The following is a 17,481-nucleotide window of genomic DNA, read 5'->3' as shown; positions in this document are numbered from 1 at the left end:
TAGACATTAGAACTATTACGCGCGACGGGCACGAACAGTCACAGGTAGCTTGGGTGACGGACTGATGGGCTCGAAATAGTAACCAGTACCATCAGCCAGTTGGATCTCGCCACCCAGTTGTTCTGGTGAATCAAACTCAATCGAGGTCACCATCTCTTCGAGATCTTTCTTAGCGATGTAACAGGAAAGCTCGCCACTTTCTTCCCGGCGGATCATTACGTTCGGCATTGCTTTCTCCTTGGTTGAAAGAGGTACCGGGGCCTTCACCCCGGTACTTCATTCTTTAACGTACCAGGTCGTAACCGTAATCGGTTCTACCCATGTCGCTAGTATCAGCGTCCAACTTCTCAAGTACCGCGTTAACCAGTGTGGTTAACATGTACATGCCACCTTCATAACCTAGCGTGGTGTTGCGATGCAGGTGATGACGGTCGAAGATTGGGAAGCCGAGACGGATCAGCGGCACTTCAAACTCACCGCCTTTCGCCTTGGTATCACGCTGAATAAACTTGGCGTGAGAGTTTCCAATCATGAAGTCAGGCTTATTGGTGAACACCAGTGAACGGAAATGCCACAAGTCCTTACCAATAAAGATCTCTGTATTAGCGGTGTAAGGAGAGTCAGCGATCAACGCTTCCATCTTCTTGCGCCAGCGCTTATTACCGTTGTTGCAGAGGATATGCTTAATTTCACAACCTAATTCCATAAGGAACTTGGTTAAGCCCATCAGGTAATCTGGATCACCATAGATAGAGAAACTGGTGCCGTGCAGCCATGTATGGGAGTCGGTGATCATATCCACCAAACGGCCACGCTCTGTTGCCAGCGACTCAGGAATAGGCTTGCCTGACAGTTCAGATACCTTCATCAGGAAGTCATCTGTCCAATCAACACCCATTGGGATGTTGGTTGCAGGTACTTCGTGCTTCCAGATACCTTCGACGTATTTCTTGGTTTTCACCAACTGATCAGGCTGCAGGAACATGGTAGTGATCGCGTTTGGCGCGTCAGCCACTTCCGCTAATGGAGTACCGCCTGCGTACATGCGATATTCGCCATCAGCCGGTGTATCAAGTACTTCAGACGGATCACACAGCAATGTGTAATCGACGCCCATCTCCTGCATCATGCGGTGCATCACACGGTAGTTACCAAGATAGGTTTCAAAGCCCGGTACCAGGTTAATCTTACCGTTACTGCCGACGGTTTTGTCTTCCATCTTGTTAACGCTGAAATGACGCAAAACACCTTCGAACATACCGTCCCAGCCATTGACATGACTACCAACAAAACTTGGCGTATGTGCGAATGGCGTCGGTAGCTCTTCAGGAATGTAACCCTCTTTTTTGGCGTTACCGATAAACGCGTTGAGGTCATCCCCGATCACTTCCGCCATACAAGTGGTGGATACAGCAATCATCTCTGGCTTATACAGCGCCAAAGAGTTTTGCAGGCCATCAAACATGTTCTTCTGGCCACCGAATACTGCGGCATCTTCGGTCATTGAATCCGAGACACAAGCCACGGGCTCTTTGAAATGACGATTAAAATAGGTACGAAAATAGGCAACACACCCCTGCGAACCATGAACATAGGGCAGTGTGTTTTCAAAGCCGAGCGCACACAGGACGGATCCCAGTGGTTGGCAGGCTTTGGCCGGGTTAATTGTTAGGTTTTTCCGGTTGAAGTTAAGCTCTTTGTACTCTTCACCGGTCGTCCACTCAAAGACCTCTTTCACCTTGTCGGCGTCGTGGCTTTCTTCAAACAACTCGCGTTTGCGAGCCATCATCTCCTGGTACTCTGGCTGTCCAAATAATGGATAGCCAGGTTTGATATCATCTACTGTCTGACTCATAATCTTTCTCCTCCCGCGCCACTCATCTGTGAACTGACGGGCCGAGTGATACACATAAGCGGCATGCCGCCTAACCTGTTTCGTCGTGCTGCAACTTAGCCGTTAACGACCAGTTTTTCTTCAGCTTCAGCTTTCCAAGGTGCAGTCAGCTTGCTCCAACATGGGTTGTTCAGGGTCATATCCATATCGCGGGCGAAAATGGCGAAGCCATCGAAGCCGTGATAAGGGCCTGAATAGTCCCAGCTGTGCATCTGACGGAAAGGGATGCCCATCTTCTGGAAGATGTATTTCTCTTTCACACCGGCACCAATCAGATCAGGCTTAAGCTGCTCAGCGAATTTTTCCAGCTCGTAACCTGTGACATCGTCATAGATCAGCGTGGCGTCTTTCACTTCAGGAATCGTCTTGGTGTAGTCATCGTTATGGCCAAATTCATAGCCAGTACCAACAATTTCCATGCCCAAATCTTCATAAGCACCGATCACGTGGCGTGGACGTAAGCCACCGACATACAGCATCACTTTCTTACCTTCCAAACGTGGACGGTATTTAGCGATAATCGGTTCCCACTGTGCCTTGTACTTGGCGATCACTTCTTCCGCTTTCGCTTGAATCGACTCATCGAAGAACGCAGCGATTTTACGCAGTGACTCTTCACACTTGGTCGGGCCAAACAGGTTGTACTCCATCCATGGAATGTCGTACTTCTCTTCCATGTGGCGGCAGATATAGTTCATTGAACGATAACAATGCACTAGGTTGAGTTTTACTTTGGGTGTGTTTTCAATCTCTGGCAAAGTACCGTCACCAGACCACTGTGAAACAACTCGTAAACCCATCTCTTCAAGTAAAATACGCGAAGACCAAGCATCACCACCGATGTTGTAGTCACCAATAATGGCAACGTCATACGGTGTAGTTTCAAACTCTTTGTCTTCGACCTTGTCGAGGACATGATCGCGCAGCGTGTCGTTGGCAATGTGGTGACCCAAAGACTGACTCACACCACGGAACCCTTCACAACGCACTGGGACAATGGTTTTGCCGATCTCTTTGCCCTTCACTTTGGCAACTGCTTCGATATCGTCACCGATCAAGCCCACCGGACATTCCGATTGGATTGAGATCCCTTTCGATAATGGGAACAGAGTTTCGATTTCATCAACGATGGTGGATAGCTTTTTATCACCACCAAAAACGATGTCACGCTCTTGGAAATCAGAGGTGAAGTTCATGGTGCCGAAGCTATTTACGCCAGTAAAACCGGTGTAATAGTTACGACGACCCGCGCGGGAGTACTGACCGCAACCGACTGGACCATGAGAGATATGGATCATGTCCTTGATTGGACCCCATACCACCCCTTTTGACCCTGCGTAAGCACAACCACGAGCTGTCATCACGCCGGGCAGTGACTTACGGTTGGCGGTAACACACTTATTTGATGACGCTTCTGCATCATTCGCCGTCAAATGCTTAAGACGATCTTTTTTCGCCTTTTCTGGATAGACCTCTAGCACCTCATCGATAAGCGCTCGAGTGTCCTCTTTTTTCATAGACATAACAGTCTCCTAAAGAGTTTTTAAACACCTGTTCTTATCAGAACCGTGTCTGCAGATGGATTAAGCCACCGCTTCTTCTTCCGCTTTCTTACCGATAATTGAAGTGTCTTCCTCTTCCATGATGCCGAATTCCATCAACAGCTCTTCAAGCTCATCCATGGTGACCGGCTCTGGTACAACAAACAGTTCGTTGTCGATGATCTTGCGTGCAAGAGCACGATACTCATCTGCCTGATTACACTTAGGATCGTACTCGATCACTGTCATACGACGGATCTCAGCACGCTGAACAATGTTGTCACGTGGTACGAAATGGATCATTTGTGTACCGATCTTGGCGGCTAATGCCATGATCAGCTCATCTTCACGATCGGTGTTACGAGAGTTACAGATCAGACCTGCAAGGCGAACACTACCGGTCGCTGCGTATTTACAGATACCTTTTGAGATGTTGTTAGCGGCATACATCGCCATCATCTCACCAGATACAACAATGTAGATTTCCTGTGCTTTGTTCTCGCGGATAGGCATGGCGAAACCACCACATACCACATCACCCAGTACGTCATAAAATACGAAGTCGAGGTCTTCTTCATAAGCGCCCTCTTCTTCGAGGAAGTTGATCGCTGTAATAACACCACGACCAGCACAACCTACACCTGGCTCTGGACCACCGGACTCAACACAACGAACGCCGGCATAGCCAACTTTGAGTACATCATCCAACTCAAGATCTTCAACAGAACCGGCTTCAGCAGCCATCTCCATAATGGTGTTCTGCGCTTTTGCGTGCAGGATCAAGCGGGTTGAATCGGCTTTAGGATCACAGCCGATGATCATAATTTTCTTCTCAGCTTCGGCCAGCGCAGCAACCAGGTTTTGTGTGGTGGTTGATTTACCGATACCGCCTTTGCCGTAAATGGCACATTGACGAATAGCCATGGTGTTTCCTCCAACATCGTTCAATTCAAAAAAGGTTCCCGATATGGATATTGCGAAAACTGCGCCAGACAAGGCAAAACAGATTAACCGATTGTTTTTTAATGATTTATATAGAGATGGTTACAGAAACAGATAGGCGACAAAGCTCACATTAATGAACGGTTGTCGGGTTGTGTACATAGTTATTTGTAGCAAAAAGACCACAAAAACGCGGGTGTGAATAATCTGATGGGAGAAAAGATAAAATAGGAGCTGACCTAGAACTAAGTCAGCTCAAGCTGGAAAATACTTATTGCTCGCTAGATTTTGGTGGCAGTAATAGCTGCGGATCTAAACGAACCTTAAACCAATTGATGCGCCAATCAAGATGCGCCCCTGTGACTCTGCCTGTCGCTCCAACCTTCGCGATAGGTTGGCCCTGTTTAACCACGTCACCCGCTTTAACCAATGATCCACTGAGATGAATAAATGTCGATGAAATACCGTAGCCATGATCCATCAACAAGGTGCCACCACTGTAATACATATCAGGGTGCCAGAGAGTGATCACCCCGTCGGCTGGGGCAACAATAATAGTGCCGGTTGGCGCAGCGATATCCAAGCCAAAGTGCGGGCGCTTTGGTTCACCATTAAAATAGCGTTGGCTCCCATAAACTCCAGAGATAGGACCATCAACCGGCCAAATAAGAGGCGTGAGAAAGTCTTTGCGATCCGAATCGGTCTTTCTGGCGGCAGCAACCTGCCTATTATCATCACGAATACGCTCCAGCACTTCCTCGGGCGGGGACACATATTTTTGCTCCACCCCTTCAACGTACTGAATATTGTATTCCCGTTGCTTTATCTTATAACTCGTTTGCTGCTTTTCTCCGCCAGGCAGCGTCCATTTCAATTCCGCTTCACCAGTGTCATCACGACCAAAGCCAATGACAAAAATACCCTCAGCAGAAATTTTTACTGGATTGCCATCGAGCGATAACTGACTACCGGGAGGTAGCTTACCCGTGACCATACCACCTTGAATAAACTCACCGTTTAGCTCTATCGCCAACGTCTGTGCAGAAAACAGCAGAAAAATACTAACTAGAAGCGGAAATTTCACAGATAGCTCCTTTCTCAACACCCTCATAGGCGCGGACTTTAATTAATTGTTCGGGATAGTCACAAGATAATTGACGCGCAATGTAGTCAGCCAGGCATTCGACGGTTGTATCGCAATCAACTATTTCTGTAGCGCTTTTGCTAACCGCCAAATAATAATTCCCCTGGCTGGCACTGTATTGGAAACCGTAAAAGCTGGCGTCAGTTAAACCAAATTGTGCACTAAACGGTAATGTCTCGACAGAAACTTCATCATCTGCGGAACCAAGATAGATATCTTGCCAACGCGAGGCCCAGTTGCTTTCCAAATCAGCGCGCTTTTCACCATCAAGCCAGATCCCTATCCGTGAACGGTGGCCGTGAGCGATCCGCTGACAATTCCCATCATGTTTTTTCAAACCATGAGTGTAATGATAAAACGCGGGGCCTTCGGCTTCATGGCGTAAATGAACAGTTATTCCAGTCACATTGTCAGGCAACAGTTTAAGTAACATCACTTCTAAATAACGAGCAAAGGCGCTATCGGTGATCTGTGCCAATGGCAAAATAGCAAAGGCCGACAGTGGACTCTGTATCACCAACTCACTTTTAGCAGCTTTAAATGAAAGCAGGATATCGTTATCTGATGAGACAATGATTGTTTCGGCAGCTTGCTCTGGAACAATCAGCTTATGATCTACCGTCGCATCCAGCGCATGTTTGATGGTCTTTTTTACATGGGAGAAGTCAAAAAGCATACCCTCGTCATTCAATTCACCTGCCAGTTCAACGTCTACGATCCAGCTTTCACCTAACATCCCGCGCTGAGCGCATAAAAACGTACTGTCGATTACCGTCAAACCATCTACAAATAAACGCATTAAACCATTTTCCAGAGCAAACATAATTAGCGAAAGGAATTATAACGCGACAAGAGTAAGAGTTGAGAATTAATCTTAACTAAGACGCCGACAAAATTTGGGCAAAAAAAAGCCGGCATAAGCTGCCGGCTTTCTGTTAACGATTAAAGGATCACTCGTCGCCTAGCGGCAAGCCACCTTTTTCACGGTTATAACGCGCTGTACGTGGGAATGCTTGACCCGCTTCAGTGAACAGGTAAACAGCTTCTTTAGGGAAGCCAACTTCCATCACTTCGCCTGATGTTGCTTCAACATCAGAGTGCGCTTTAACAGTGAAGTCGCGACCGTCAATCGTCATATAGACGAAAGATTCGGCACCTAAATGCTCAGCAACCAGTACGCTACCACTTACATGACCGTGAGAGTCATCATGGTCACGAGGAAGAACGTGCTCAGGACGAACACCCACTTCAACTGCATCGCCTACTTTAGCACTGCTAGCATCAATGCAACCAACGACCACGTCACCAGTGCTCAGCTTAACCTTACACTCGTCGTCACCAATCTCAACCAATTCACCCGCCAAGAAGTTCATCTTAGGTGAACCAATGAAGCCAGCAACAAATTTATTTGCTGGTGTATGGTAAAGATCAAGCGGGCTACCAAACTGCTCAAGGTTGCTCGGCGCTTCATCATCTAATGGGCTCAGTACCACGATACGATCTGCCAAAGTCATTGCTTCAACCTGATCGTGTGTTACGTAGATGATGGTCGACTGCAAATCTTTGTGCAGCTTGGCAATTTCAATACGCATCTTCACACGAAGTGCCGCATCCAAGTTCGATAAAGGCTCATCGAACAGGAATACCGATGGCTCTTGTACAATACAACGGCCAATAGCAACACGTTGACGCTGACCACCAGAAAGAGCTTTAGGCTTACGGTCAAGCATATGAGTCAGACCCAAGATTTCAGACGCCTTATCTACGCGACGTTTGATTTCATCTTTAGGTACTTTCTTCAGCTTGAGGCCGAATGCCATGTTCTCGAACAGATCCATATGTGGATAGAGCGCATAGGACTGGAACACCATACCTACGTTACGGTCTACCGGAGGAACTTCGTTCATACGGCGACCAGAAATAGCCAACTCGCCGTCAGTGATGTCTTCCAAACCCGCGATCATACGAAGCAGTGTAGATTTACCACAGCCTGATGGACCGACGAAAACGATGAACTCACCATCTTCGATGTCTAGGTTAATATCTCGTAATACATCCAAGTGTATTGATGGATCGTAGTTCTTACGTACATTCTTAAGGATGACTTCAGCCATTCTTGTCTCCAGAAAGCTATTGTTAGCTTAAAAACCTTAAATACTAAACCTATTAACCCTTCACACCACCGGCTGTCAGACCACCAACTAACCAACGTTGGGCCAACAGGAACACTAGGGTGATGGGGAAGCCAGACAATACGGCCGCCGCGGCAAAGTCGCCCCACAGATAATTCTGCGGATACAGGTACTGTTGCGCACCTACAGCTAGCGTAAGCATCTCTACATCCTGCAATAACAAGGAGGCAACCGGTACCTCAGTGATTGCACCAATGAATGCAAGAATGAATACAACTGCGAGGATCGGCACACTTAATGGCAGCAAGACTAAGCGGAATGCTTGCCAAGGCGTAGCGCCATCAATTGCAGCGGCTTCTTCGAGTGAAGGATCAATGGTTTCAAAGTAACCTTTAATCGTCCAAACGTGCAGCGCAATACCGCTGAGGTAGATGAATACCAAACCTGCGTGCGTATTCAATCCCAACCAAGGGAAATATTGACCGATCTTATCGAACATTGCGTAAATCGCTACCAATGCCAATACCGCTGGGAACATTTGGAAAACCAACATACCCTGCAAGATCAGGCTCTTACCAGCAAACTTCATACGAGCAAACGCGTATGCGCTAGTCGTTGCAAGTAAAACGATAAGAGCGGCACTGATAACAGCAACCTTAATAGAGTTCCACAGCCAAGTCAGTACTGGGAAAGGAGGAGGCGTAATACGCCCATCAGCTTCGACTACTGGAATACCAAGCGCTAGCTTCCAGTGCTCCAAAGAAGGATTTGAAGGAATGATCTCCCCCACCGCATAGTTACCTTGACGGAACGAGATGGCAATTACCATCAACAGCGGAAAAATAATGAGAGCCAAGAAGCACCACATGCCGACATGTGTCGCAAAGACGCGGTATTTCAGGCTTGAAGGTTGAACCATTGGCATAACTAGATAACCCCTCTATACCTTGTCCATTTTGGTCAACTTCAGATTCAAGATGGCCATCGCACCAACCAGAATGAAGATAACTGTCGCAATAGCGGCTGCCAGACCATAGTCCTGACCACTGCCTTCGAAAGCGATACGATAGGTATAACTAACCAATACGTCAGTTGTACCTGCAGGTGTCGTTGCACCGATGATATCCGGGCCACCATTGGTCAATAATGCAATCAATACAAAGTTATTGAAGTTGAAAGCAAAAGAGGCAATCAGTAGTGGAGTCAGCGGCTTAATTAACAGCGGAACGGTAATGTTGAAGAAGTTGCTGATAGGACCAGCACCATCCATTGCCGAGGCTTCATACAGATCTTCCGGAATAGACTTAAGCAAGCCCATAGACAGAATCATCATGTACGGATAACCCAACCAGGTATTTACAATCAGAATCATACTTCGCGCTAACGAAGGAGTCGTATACCAATCAGGTTTAATACCAAACAACGCCTCCAGCACCATGTTTATCTCACCAAAGTTTTGGTTGAATAACCCCTTAAACACCAGGATTGAGATAAACGCCGGGACAGCATAAGGCAGAATCAAAATGACTCGATAAATTGCCTTACCACCAAGAAACTCCCACTGCACCAAGTTACCTAAGACAAGTCCGATTGCGAGGGTAAAGAATACACTTCCCGCAGCAAACATTACTGTCCACACAAAGATTTCAAGGAATGGTCCCTGAATACCTTTGTCGGTAAATACGCGCCAGTAGTTATTCCAACCAATCGACACAGTGAAGCCAGGAGGCAACGCATCACCTACAAACTCACCATTGGCATCGATATACTGATAGAAGCCCGTATGGTAATTGGGGCGCACCAGCTGGTTAGACTTATTATTTCGTAACGTATTAGGGTCGCTGATGATTGTTCCATTTTCCAGAACAACACCATCGGAGAGGCGCGAGAATAGAGGTCTGAGGGCTGCAAACTTGCGTAATCCACTCATACTCAATTCAACGCCCGCTGGCAGCGTCACGTATATTGACTGCAGATGAGTTCGCAACGAGATCACATCTCGTAAAGTTGCCTTCTCACCTTCAGGTATCTCCTCAATAGCACGCATCTGGATGCCACTATCTACATAAGGAAAATCTTCAGGACGCGCTTTGCGAGACTTTATCTCGCCGGCGTTCCAAAGCTTTATCGTCGGACTGACAAAGACCTTTTCAGGTTCAAGTTCAGATCGAAGAACCAACTTGAAACGATCTTGCTCGGTCTTAATGAGTGAAAAATCGTAATTCCCGCCTTTAGCCAGATAGCTCTGCCTGAGATGATAATCCTGCACACGCTCCAACGATAGTAAGTTACTACCACTGTAGTTAGTGAAAGATATCCCTATCGTATAAGCCAGAGGGAAAATGATAAAGATAACCATCCCGGCAACACCGGGGAAAATATATCTATGGGCGTATGTCTTGCTATTGGTAAAAACGTACACACCGAGAGAGACGATGAGCAGAGTCAGTATGGCGAAAGCATACTCACCCGTTGCATACATAACGATAACTGAATAGCCACTGACCAGTATAACCAGAGCCAGAACCACTATTTTTAACCAGTTATAACCGTTAGAGACAGTTGTAGAAGCAGCGTTAGACGCACCCATTTGCACAACCTTTCCTGATGGGTAGAACAAAGGAAGGGGTAATCCCCTTCCTTATTCTTGGTGAGTTATTTTACTTAACGATACGCTTAGCAGCGCCGTCAAGGGCCTTGTCAACAGTCTGACGGCCAGAAGTCACGTTAGACAGAGCAGTTGCCATTGCTGACCAGAATTTGCCCATTGCAGCGACATTCGGCATAGGCTCACCAGCCTGTGCGTTAGCGAATGTTGCAGCGATGTTCGGATCTTTAGCCAACTGCTTCATGAACTCTTTATACGCTACTGCGCCTAAAGGTACATCGTCATTAACTTGCTTCAAACCATCGACAGTTAGCAGGTAGTTCTCGAGGAACTCCACTGCCAAATCTTTGTTTGGACTTGCAGCGTTAACCGCACCTGCCAATACACCTACGAAAGGCTTAGCAGCAGAACCGTTAATGCTTGGAATGTAAGTCACACCGTAGTTGATGCCACTCTTCTGGATGTTGCTCCATGCCCAAGGACCGTTGATCATCATAGCGATCTCGCCCTTGTTAAACGCAGCGTCCATTACACCGTAGTCTGCGCCTTTAGGCATGATGCCCTGATCAATGAAGTCTTTGATCATGTTAACGCCAGCTTTGGCACCTGGAACATTAACACCGGTATCTTTGATGTCGTAAGAACCGTTTTCGTACTTGAACACATAACCGCCGTTAGCAGCGATCAGAGGCCAAGAGAAATAGGTATTGTTGTAATCCCACAAGATAGCTTTGACTTTACCGTCAGAACCTTCTTGCAGCTTCTTATCCAAAGCAGGGATCTCTTCGAAAGTCTTCGGAGGCTCAGCAACCAAGTCTTTGTTGTAGATCAGGCCAACAGCTTCAACAGCTACAGGGTAGCCGTAGATTTTACCGTCGATGGTTACCGCGTCCCAAGTGAAATCTTCGATAGCACCTTTCAGCTTATCGTTAGGCTTCAGCTCAGTCAGTAGACCTGCAGATGCCCAATCACCAAAACGGTCATGTGCCCAGAAGAAGATGTCAGGGCCGCTACCAGTTGATGCTGCCTGCTGGAACTTACCAGGGGCGTCATCAGGGTGAGCAACAGTAACTTTTACACCAGTATCAGCTTCGAATTTCTTACCGACTTCAGCCAGTCCATTATAGCCTTTGTCACCATTGATCCAGATGGTCAATTGACCTTCTTCAATAGCGGCGTTTGCGGTTGCGGACATCCCTAATGTCACTGCTGCAACAGCTGAGGCAAGGATTGTTTTTTTCATTAGCCTTTCCTTTGTGTTTTTTTTGTTAGCGAGCAAAGCTCAGTTTGGATAATGGGTTCCCCCAGTCGCAAGCCATTCTAGAACATGCTATTGGCTACCGCACATGACATGCCTCAAACTTTTGAAACTATACTACAAGGTATTCGCAGCCTAACCGCCATAAACACCTTCATTTTGTTTAGTTTTCAGCCTACGCTTGGAAAAAGTCGTAAAACAACACCATTGTCACCAATTCCGCTTTTATTCTGTGTGCAGAGAAAACCTGTCTGCACAAAAGGTTGCACACATGTAAAAACGGGGCTGATGTTTATATCATGGAATTTTTTTACAAGAAACCTTTCAATCAGCAGCTACTTGAGAAAGTTAGTCTCTATCAGCGCCCTTATCAAGGTTACACCCATCAACTTATCGCTAGCCTATCGAACGCTTGAGTTGATCAAGCAAGTTAGGTGGCAGCTTTGTAATTGTCAGTGATTCGTTTACCGGATCAAAGAGAACCGTGTCACCTAAAAGACCCCTATCGAAGCCCAAGCTTACGCCTCTACCCTGTCCACTATACCGAGTCACTTTATTCATTACCGACGACACAGGAGGCAACTCCTCCGGCAACTCATCGGCAATCTGATTAAGTAAACCATGACTATCGCCGCTCACTGAGCCGACCACTTCGGAAAGCTGAGCAATATTTAGGCGTTCACCTATTTGTTGCTGCTCTTTACTATATTTACTGGTCTCCAGGCGAACCTGTTGTTTCTCCTCAGCGTTTAGCTGAGCGACGCTACAATATGTCTCCACCGCTTCAACAAGCTGTTCATTTTGTTTTTTTGCTTCTTTGAACTCTTCGGCATTGAGAAATTGCAGAAAGAAGTCTGACACTTTTCTACCGACACGGCCTCTGATAAACGACAACGGCATCGGTTGTTCTTCTCGCATTGCATCAATATCAAGGCGCGCTGCCAGCTGCAGTTTTGCTAAATCTAAGTAGGTGGACTGATGCAATGTCAGATCTTGGTCAAACGCCAAAGCCACCGTTTGGCTACTGAACATAAACAACAAAAATTCACGACCTACAAACCGATAATGGCAAAGGATCAATAAGCCTTCTTCGACATGTTCATTCTCGCCCATCGCGCCAATCAGTCGCTTCGCACACTGCGAGGAAAAGACATTAAAATCTGTATCTTGTTTAAGATACACGGCCAACATTTCAGAAAATGAACTTTCAAGCTGCTCCTCAGGCGTAGTAAATTGCGCATACCCCTTGGCTGGTTTTGCATTATATGTGCTGTGGCAATTATCGATTAAGTCATGCAAAGCATGATCGCCTAGAGGCAACCCATTTTGATTCTTAATCCGTAAACCGTTTGTTGTTGCGTCCAAGCCGATAGCATGAACGTCAGCGTTAATAATTTCTAAAGACATGGTGAGTTGGCCATATTCGTTTCAATAACTTAACTATGATATGCTTTTTAGCATGTCGCTGTGTAGGTAAATCCCGATGCCTCAGGTTTCAAAATATAGTAACGCCCAAATAGAAAAAGCACTAAATGACGTTCTTTCTGTTCTGCAAGATCAATCTGCAACTATTGATTTCAGCTTGATGACACTAGGCAATGCAACCAGTCATGTACTAAATCAGGTGCCGAGTGAGCAACGCATGGCTGTACTTGAAAGCTTTGTGAAAGCACTAAAACAGTCCGCCTCGTAAACTGACAGGGTTAGAAGTGTCAACGGACATATGACAAAAATGACATTCAGCGAACTGGATTATAGAGATAAAGTTTCCCGGCTAGTGAGCTGGGGACACTGGTTTACCTTTGCCAATGCTTTGATTGCAATGGCTGTCGCGTTAGGGTTCGTTTTTGTCGCTGGCATACCTGACACAATACTTGCGCAGCTATTTCTCGTCATCTATTGGGCCGGGCACTTCTCTTTTATCACTTTTATCATTTTTCTTGTGCTGCTTTTCCCACTCGCGTTTATATTGACCAAACCACTGATAATGCAGATAGCCTCGGCGGTATTGGCTTCGATCGGTGTCAGTTTACTGATCGCAGATCTGTTATTCTTTAACGCCTATCGATTGCATCTCAATCTATTTGCATTTGAACTGGCGCTGTCGCCTGAAGGTGGTCTACTTGACCTCGAACTATGGCAGGCCGGCGCGCTATTTTCTGGCCTATTTATTGTAGAGCTCATTATCGGTATGTGGTTGTGGAGACGCCCAACCAGGAGTACCACGCGGAAGTGGGCAAGAACGACTGCGGCAGCATTAACAGTCAGTTTTTTTCTAAGTCATTTCATTCACGTTTGGGCAGACGCACTGTTTTATACGCCGATAACCAGTCAGCAGCATTACTTCCCACTTTCATACCCTGCAACAGCGAAAACTTTTCTCCGGGAACATGGTTGGGTAGATGTAGACAAATACGCCAAAGAGTTTCGAGAACAAACGCTAAGCAATAAAACACTTGAGTACGGAAAGTCCAAGCTACCGTTGCAAGCACCACAATCGCGACCGAATGTACTTTTGATCGTCATAGAATCATGGCGTTCTGACATGCTGAATGAAGAAGCAACACCAAACCTTCATCAACTTGCGCAGTCAGGGTTAAACTACAAAAACCACTTTAGTGGGGGAAATAACCCGCAAGAAGGACTTTTCAGCCTTTTGTACGGCATTCCCGCCACTTATATGGACAACATCAAACGCACACATACACCACCAGTGATCAGTAGTGCGTTTGAAAGCGCAAATTATCAACAAGTTGCATTCACCAGTAGCAGAAAGCTTGGGGAAACACTCAGTGATACCGCCTTTAGTAAGTTCGATATTGTTCAGGGTGGGGATCCAGCGCTTGGCAATGCAGCCAATGATACGAATATCGTAAGAAACTGGCGAAAATGGGTAAAATCACGTGATATGCAAACGCCCTACTTTGCCGTTGTGGGTTTTTCATCACCAAGCAACTTCGCCACACCAACAAGCTACAACTCGCCTTTTCAGCCCGATTTTGAAGGGGTACACCTGTTTAGTGATACAGACTTACTCGACCAAGTGCAGTTAAGTAATCGCTACAAAAACTCGCTTCACTACGTTGACTCTTTGATCCCTCAGGTACTGGCTCCGCTAACAAAAGATGCGTCACTTGAACACACTCTCGTCATTGTCACCTCAGATCATGGCATGCAGTTGAGCGACAAGAACAGTAATCATTGGGGCTACAACAGCAACTACTCAAGCTACCAGACCCAAGTACCACTGATATACGTAGCGCCAGATGTAGGTGCCAGCGAAATCACCAAGTTGACTTCACACTACGATTTGAGTGCGCAGTTAATTAAACAGTTATATGGTTCCAATATAGATACCAAAGCATTAACAAGCGGCATTGCACTGGTTAGCGATGGTGTCCACCCTTGGCTATTTTTAGGTAATGACAAATATTTTGCCATTCTCGAGACCGATCGACTGACCGAGTTAAAAATGAGTGGTCAATATAAGATCTACACGAGACAGAATAAGCGTGATAGAGAAGCCAGGCTCCGCGTTACGCCCATGCGCGAAGTGCTTGAAGAGCTACGCCGTTTTTACGGCAACAGTCAGTAAACGGCGATAAATCATCCAAACAAACCTGAAAGCCAAATGACATATTGCATTCCGGTTACGGATCGTTATCATAAGCGCCGCACCTCTGAAGTAAAACAAGTAGTTGACGGCGTGTAGCGCAGCTTGGTAGCGCACTGTCATGGGGTGTCAGGGGTCGGAGGTTCAAATCCTCTCACGCCGACCAATAGAAAAGCCCGTAGCTCTATGAGTTACGGGCTTTTTGCCTTTCAGAACGGCCAAACCTCACCATAAAACTACTGTAAATCACTTTCAGCTTAGCATCTAGGGTCTGTGAATCGACCAGCGTTCTCTAGACACTCATTTGCATTACAATTGAACGTCCTAAGGAGGAAACGTGCCTCGACGTTTTACCGTTGAATTTACATTAGTGTTAACGACATAATTACTTTCCGGATGAATTGATGGACGCACAATGAAAAAGTTAACCGGGCTTATTGCTCATCTTTTCGAGAGGTTACCAGCTAAAATTACGCCCCGCCCTTCGGGAACTCTGAGAGTTAGTTTATTCTCGTCAGCGCAGTACTCATCTCCACCCAATAGGCATACATAACTCGACGCAGAAGAGCCCAATCGATCGACATCAACAGAAACAACTTCAGTGCTTCCTCTCGTTACCCCAACAATGATGTGTGCAGTCGGCAACCAGCGTGCGAACACGAACACGTCTTCACTAGTAAAGAGTTCAATAAAATCGCCAGACTGCAGTGCTTCATGCTCTTTTCTTAATTGTACAAGGGCCTTGTAATGAGTCAGCAAGGAGTGAACCCAATTCTTCGGTTCCCAGGGGAAACACCGCCTGCAATCAGGATCATATCCCCCTTCGAGTCCAACTTCGCTGCCGTAGTAAATACAGGGGATTCCTATATATGTAAATTGTAACGTTGCGGCAGACATAGCTTTTTTGACATCACCTTCGAGCATTGACAACAGGCGCGGAGCATCATGTGCCTCTATCTGATTCACCATATTCAGTTGGTTTTGGAAAGGGATCATTCCACGTCGCTGGCGCAAAATAGCGGAGAAGTAATCCGCACCGAACTGAACCCGGTATTTTTCATCAAGATCCTCTCTGCCGGAGAAAAACTCTACAACAGGATTGGTGAACCCATAGTAATTAATGGCACCGTCTTCCTCATTTCCCTGAAGCCAATCGGTTGCCTCCCGAGTGTGTTCGCCCAGCACGTATGCATCGCTTTTCGTGTCTTTAATTGCCCGCCTGAATGACTTGAGATAGGTATGATTATTTTGTGCTGAAGCTCCTTCCCCGAGCATATGGATAGCATCCAGCCGCCAACCATCTATATTAAACGGCGCCTTGAGCCAATATCTCAAAACTGAGTCCTGCCCCGCATATATCTGGTTCTGTACCCCCATTGATGCATGGTTAAGCTTCACTAGAGTAGGACAACCATTCCAGCAAACTTCCTTACCAGACTCGTCAAACGTATAAAAGTCCCGCCACTCTGATTGTGCGTTATGACACGCGCCGTTTTGGCCATACCGGTCAAACCATGGGTGCTGATCCGATGTATGATTTAGCACTGCGTCCAGTAGTATTTTAATATTATTTTTCTTTAAATCTTTTATTAAACTAATTAGCGCCTTGTCCCCACCGAAAGCAGGATCAACACTAAAATAATCTACACCATCGTATTTGTGATTACTTGGCGAGGAGAAAATTGGATTCAGATAAATGGCAGTTACACCAAGGTCAATAAGGTAATCCAGCTTCTTTCTTATTCCTATCAAGTCTCCACCATAGTATACGTTGGTGCCTTCCGGCACCGCCTCCCCCCAAGATCTGTTTGTTACTGCTTCGTCGGTCACATGATAGGGGTAGGTATCCGGTGAAGGAGTTATCGCCTCATTTCCGTTACAAAATCGCTCTGGAAAAATCTGATAGAAGACCTGCTGCTTTGGCCACTCAGGCGGAGAGAAGCGCTTGTTTAATCTGAACCAATGTGTTCTTGACGGAACGGCAACGGTCGTGCCGTAACCAGAAACACAATAGCGATTGTCAGGCATATTTAGCTGGAAATAATACAAGGTCAAATCGCTGTCCTGACTGTATGGAACAGTGCCTTTCCAACCTCGCCAAGAAAGCTGCATGGAATCGTCTTGCGATTCGAGCGGGACCAGATATTCTTCGTTGTCATGAGAGTATGCGAGCCATGCAACTTTCACCTCATCCTTTTTGCTTGTGTACAGCAAAACCTCAAAACCATCTTTCTGTTTTACTATCTGACTTTGACAGTGAAAGGCAAATGGATAGTTCACAATCATATTCTCCAATATTCTTGAATTCCGTAATAGAAGGCTGTTCTCGCAGCCTGCTTGGAACTATAT

At 46.3% G+C, this 17,481-nt stretch carries 14 protein-coding genes and 1 tRNA gene; 3 read left to right on the top strand and 12 right to left on the bottom strand.

The window, feature by feature from the left end; all coding sequences use genetic code 11:
• Positions 1-15: 15 nt before the first annotated feature.
• The 11 genes from nifT to DU002_RS00545 all read right to left on the bottom strand — a co-directional run bounded on the left by nifT (position 16) and on the right by DU002_RS00545 (position 12,926).
• Entirely contained in the window at positions 16-228 is a 213-nt protein-coding gene (gene nifT, locus DU002_RS00595) for a putative nitrogen fixation protein NifT (RefSeq protein WP_114336411.1), read from the bottom strand.
• A 55-nt stretch (positions 229-283) separates the two neighbouring features.
• Positions 284-1,855, bottom strand: coding sequence for a nitrogenase molybdenum-iron protein subunit beta (gene nifK, locus DU002_RS00590; RefSeq protein ID WP_114336410.1), 1,572 nt, complete (start codon positions 1,853-1,855; stop codon positions 284-286).
• 95 nt (positions 1,856-1,950) lie between these two features.
• Positions 1,951-3,417 carry a nitrogenase molybdenum-iron protein alpha chain gene (gene nifD / locus DU002_RS00585; protein WP_114336409.1) on the bottom strand — a complete coding sequence of 489 codons (1,467 nt, stop codon included), beginning with the start codon at positions 3,415-3,417 and terminating at the stop codon, positions 1,951-1,953.
• 60 nt (positions 3,418-3,477) lie between these two features.
• Positions 3,478-4,359 carry a nitrogenase iron protein gene (nifH, locus tag DU002_RS00580; RefSeq protein ID WP_114336408.1) on the bottom strand — a complete coding sequence of 294 codons (882 nt, stop codon included), beginning with the start codon at positions 4,357-4,359 and terminating at the stop codon, positions 3,478-3,480.
• A 289-nt stretch (positions 4,360-4,648) separates the two neighbouring features.
• On the bottom strand, positions 4,649-5,488 hold the full coding sequence (locus tag DU002_RS00575; RefSeq protein WP_114336407.1) for a M23 family metallopeptidase: 840 nt from the start codon (positions 5,486-5,488) through the stop codon (positions 4,649-4,651).
• On the bottom strand, positions 5,439-6,320 hold the full coding sequence (locus DU002_RS00570; RefSeq protein WP_114336406.1) for a 6-pyruvoyl trahydropterin synthase family protein: 882 nt from the start codon (positions 6,318-6,320) through the stop codon (positions 5,439-5,441). The genes DU002_RS00575 and DU002_RS00570 overlap by 50 nt, the downstream gene beginning before the upstream one ends.
• Positions 6,321-6,471: 151 nt before the next feature.
• Positions 6,472-7,635, bottom strand: a complete 1,164-nt coding sequence (locus tag DU002_RS00565; protein ID WP_114336405.1) for an ABC transporter ATP-binding protein — start codon at positions 7,633-7,635, stop codon at positions 6,472-6,474.
• A gap of 52 nt (positions 7,636-7,687) precedes the next feature.
• Positions 7,688-8,578, bottom strand: a complete 891-nt coding sequence (gene malG, locus DU002_RS00560) for a maltose ABC transporter permease MalG (RefSeq protein WP_114336404.1) — start codon at positions 8,576-8,578, stop codon at positions 7,688-7,690.
• Positions 8,579-8,593: 15 nt separating this feature from the next.
• A complete protein-coding gene (malF, locus tag DU002_RS00555; protein ID WP_114336403.1) occupies positions 8,594-10,243 on the bottom strand; it encodes a maltose ABC transporter permease MalF in 1,650 nt (549 codons plus the stop codon).
• 70 nt (positions 10,244-10,313) lie between these two features.
• The gene (gene malE / locus DU002_RS00550; protein WP_114336402.1) at positions 10,314-11,504 is read right to left on the bottom strand and encodes a maltose/maltodextrin ABC transporter substrate-binding protein MalE; all 1,191 of its coding nucleotides are present in this window, start codon (positions 11,502-11,504) and stop codon (positions 10,314-10,316) included.
• Positions 11,505-11,915: 411 nt separating this feature from the next.
• Positions 11,916-12,926: a nucleoid-associated protein gene (locus DU002_RS00545; protein ID WP_114336401.1), complete on the bottom strand. Its 1,011-nt coding sequence runs from the start codon at positions 12,924-12,926 to the stop codon at positions 11,916-11,918.
• A gap of 76 nt (positions 12,927-13,002) precedes the next feature.
• Here DU002_RS00545 and DU002_RS00540 point away from each other — a divergent pair, with 76 nt between their 5' ends.
• The 3 genes from DU002_RS00540 (at position 13,003) to DU002_RS00530 (ending at position 15,298) form a co-directional block, all read left to right on the top strand.
• Positions 13,003-13,212 (top strand): YejL family protein, encoded by a 210-nt coding sequence (locus tag DU002_RS00540; protein ID WP_114336400.1) that lies wholly within the window; start codon positions 13,003-13,005, stop codon positions 13,210-13,212.
• A 39-nt stretch (positions 13,213-13,251) separates the two neighbouring features.
• A complete protein-coding gene (locus tag DU002_RS00535) occupies positions 13,252-15,114 on the top strand; it encodes a DUF3413 domain-containing protein (RefSeq protein ID WP_158537919.1) in 1,863 nt (620 codons plus the stop codon).
• 107 nt (positions 15,115-15,221) lie between these two features.
• Positions 15,222-15,298: transfer RNA gene (locus DU002_RS00530), tRNA-Pro, on the top strand.
• Between the two features lie 275 nt (positions 15,299-15,573).
• Here DU002_RS00530 and malZ read toward each other — a convergent pair.
• On the bottom strand, positions 15,574-17,418 hold the full coding sequence (gene malZ, locus DU002_RS00525) for a maltodextrin glucosidase (protein ID WP_114336398.1): 1,845 nt from the start codon (positions 17,416-17,418) through the stop codon (positions 15,574-15,576).
• Positions 17,419-17,481 lie beyond the last annotated feature (63 nt).

Origin of the sequence: Corallincola holothuriorum (assembly GCF_003336225.1) — a bacterium.
GTDB classification, from domain to species: Bacteria; Pseudomonadota; Gammaproteobacteria; order Enterobacterales; family Neiellaceae; genus Corallincola; species Corallincola holothuriorum.
The sequence above is the reverse complement of the archived record's forward strand: the minus strand, read 5'-3'. Positions and strand labels throughout refer to the sequence as shown.

Excerpts from the sequence above, each read along its gene's own strand:
- nifT (WP_114336411.1), bottom strand. The coding sequence starts at position 228 with ATGCCGAACGTAATGATCCGCCGGGAAGAAAGTGGCGAGCTTTCCTGT.
- nifK (WP_114336410.1), bottom strand. The coding sequence starts at position 1,855 with ATGAGTCAGACAGTAGATGATATCAAACCTGGCTATCCATTATTTGGA.
- nifD (WP_114336409.1), bottom strand. The coding sequence starts at position 3,417 with ATGTCTATGAAAAAAGAGGACACTCGAGCGCTTATCGATGAGGTGCTA.
- nifH (WP_114336408.1), bottom strand. The coding sequence starts at position 4,359 with ATGGCTATTCGTCAATGTGCCATTTACGGCAAAGGCGGTATCGGTAAA.
- DU002_RS00575 (WP_114336407.1), bottom strand. The coding sequence starts at position 5,488 with ATGAGGGTGTTGAGAAAGGAGCTATCTGTGAAATTTCCGCTTCTAGTT.
- DU002_RS00570 (WP_114336406.1), bottom strand. The coding sequence starts at position 6,320 with ATGCGTTTATTTGTAGATGGTTTGACGGTAATCGACAGTACGTTTTTA.
- DU002_RS00565 (WP_114336405.1), bottom strand. The coding sequence starts at position 7,635 with ATGGCTGAAGTCATCCTTAAGAATGTACGTAAGAACTACGATCCATCA.
- malG (WP_114336404.1), bottom strand. The coding sequence starts at position 8,578 with ATGCCAATGGTTCAACCTTCAAGCCTGAAATACCGCGTCTTTGCGACA.
- malF (WP_114336403.1), bottom strand. The coding sequence starts at position 10,243 with ATGGGTGCGTCTAACGCTGCTTCTACAACTGTCTCTAACGGTTATAAC.
- malE (WP_114336402.1), bottom strand. The coding sequence starts at position 11,504 with ATGAAAAAAACAATCCTTGCCTCAGCTGTTGCAGCAGTGACATTAGGG.
- DU002_RS00545 (WP_114336401.1), bottom strand. The coding sequence starts at position 12,926 with ATGTCTTTAGAAATTATTAACGCTGACGTTCATGCTATCGGCTTGGAC.
- DU002_RS00540 (WP_114336400.1), top strand. The coding sequence starts at position 13,003 with ATGCCTCAGGTTTCAAAATATAGTAACGCCCAAATAGAAAAAGCACTA.
- DU002_RS00535 (WP_158537919.1), top strand. The coding sequence starts at position 13,252 with ATGACATTCAGCGAACTGGATTATAGAGATAAAGTTTCCCGGCTAGTG.
- malZ (WP_114336398.1), bottom strand. The coding sequence starts at position 17,418 with ATGATTGTGAACTATCCATTTGCCTTTCACTGTCAAAGTCAGATAGTA.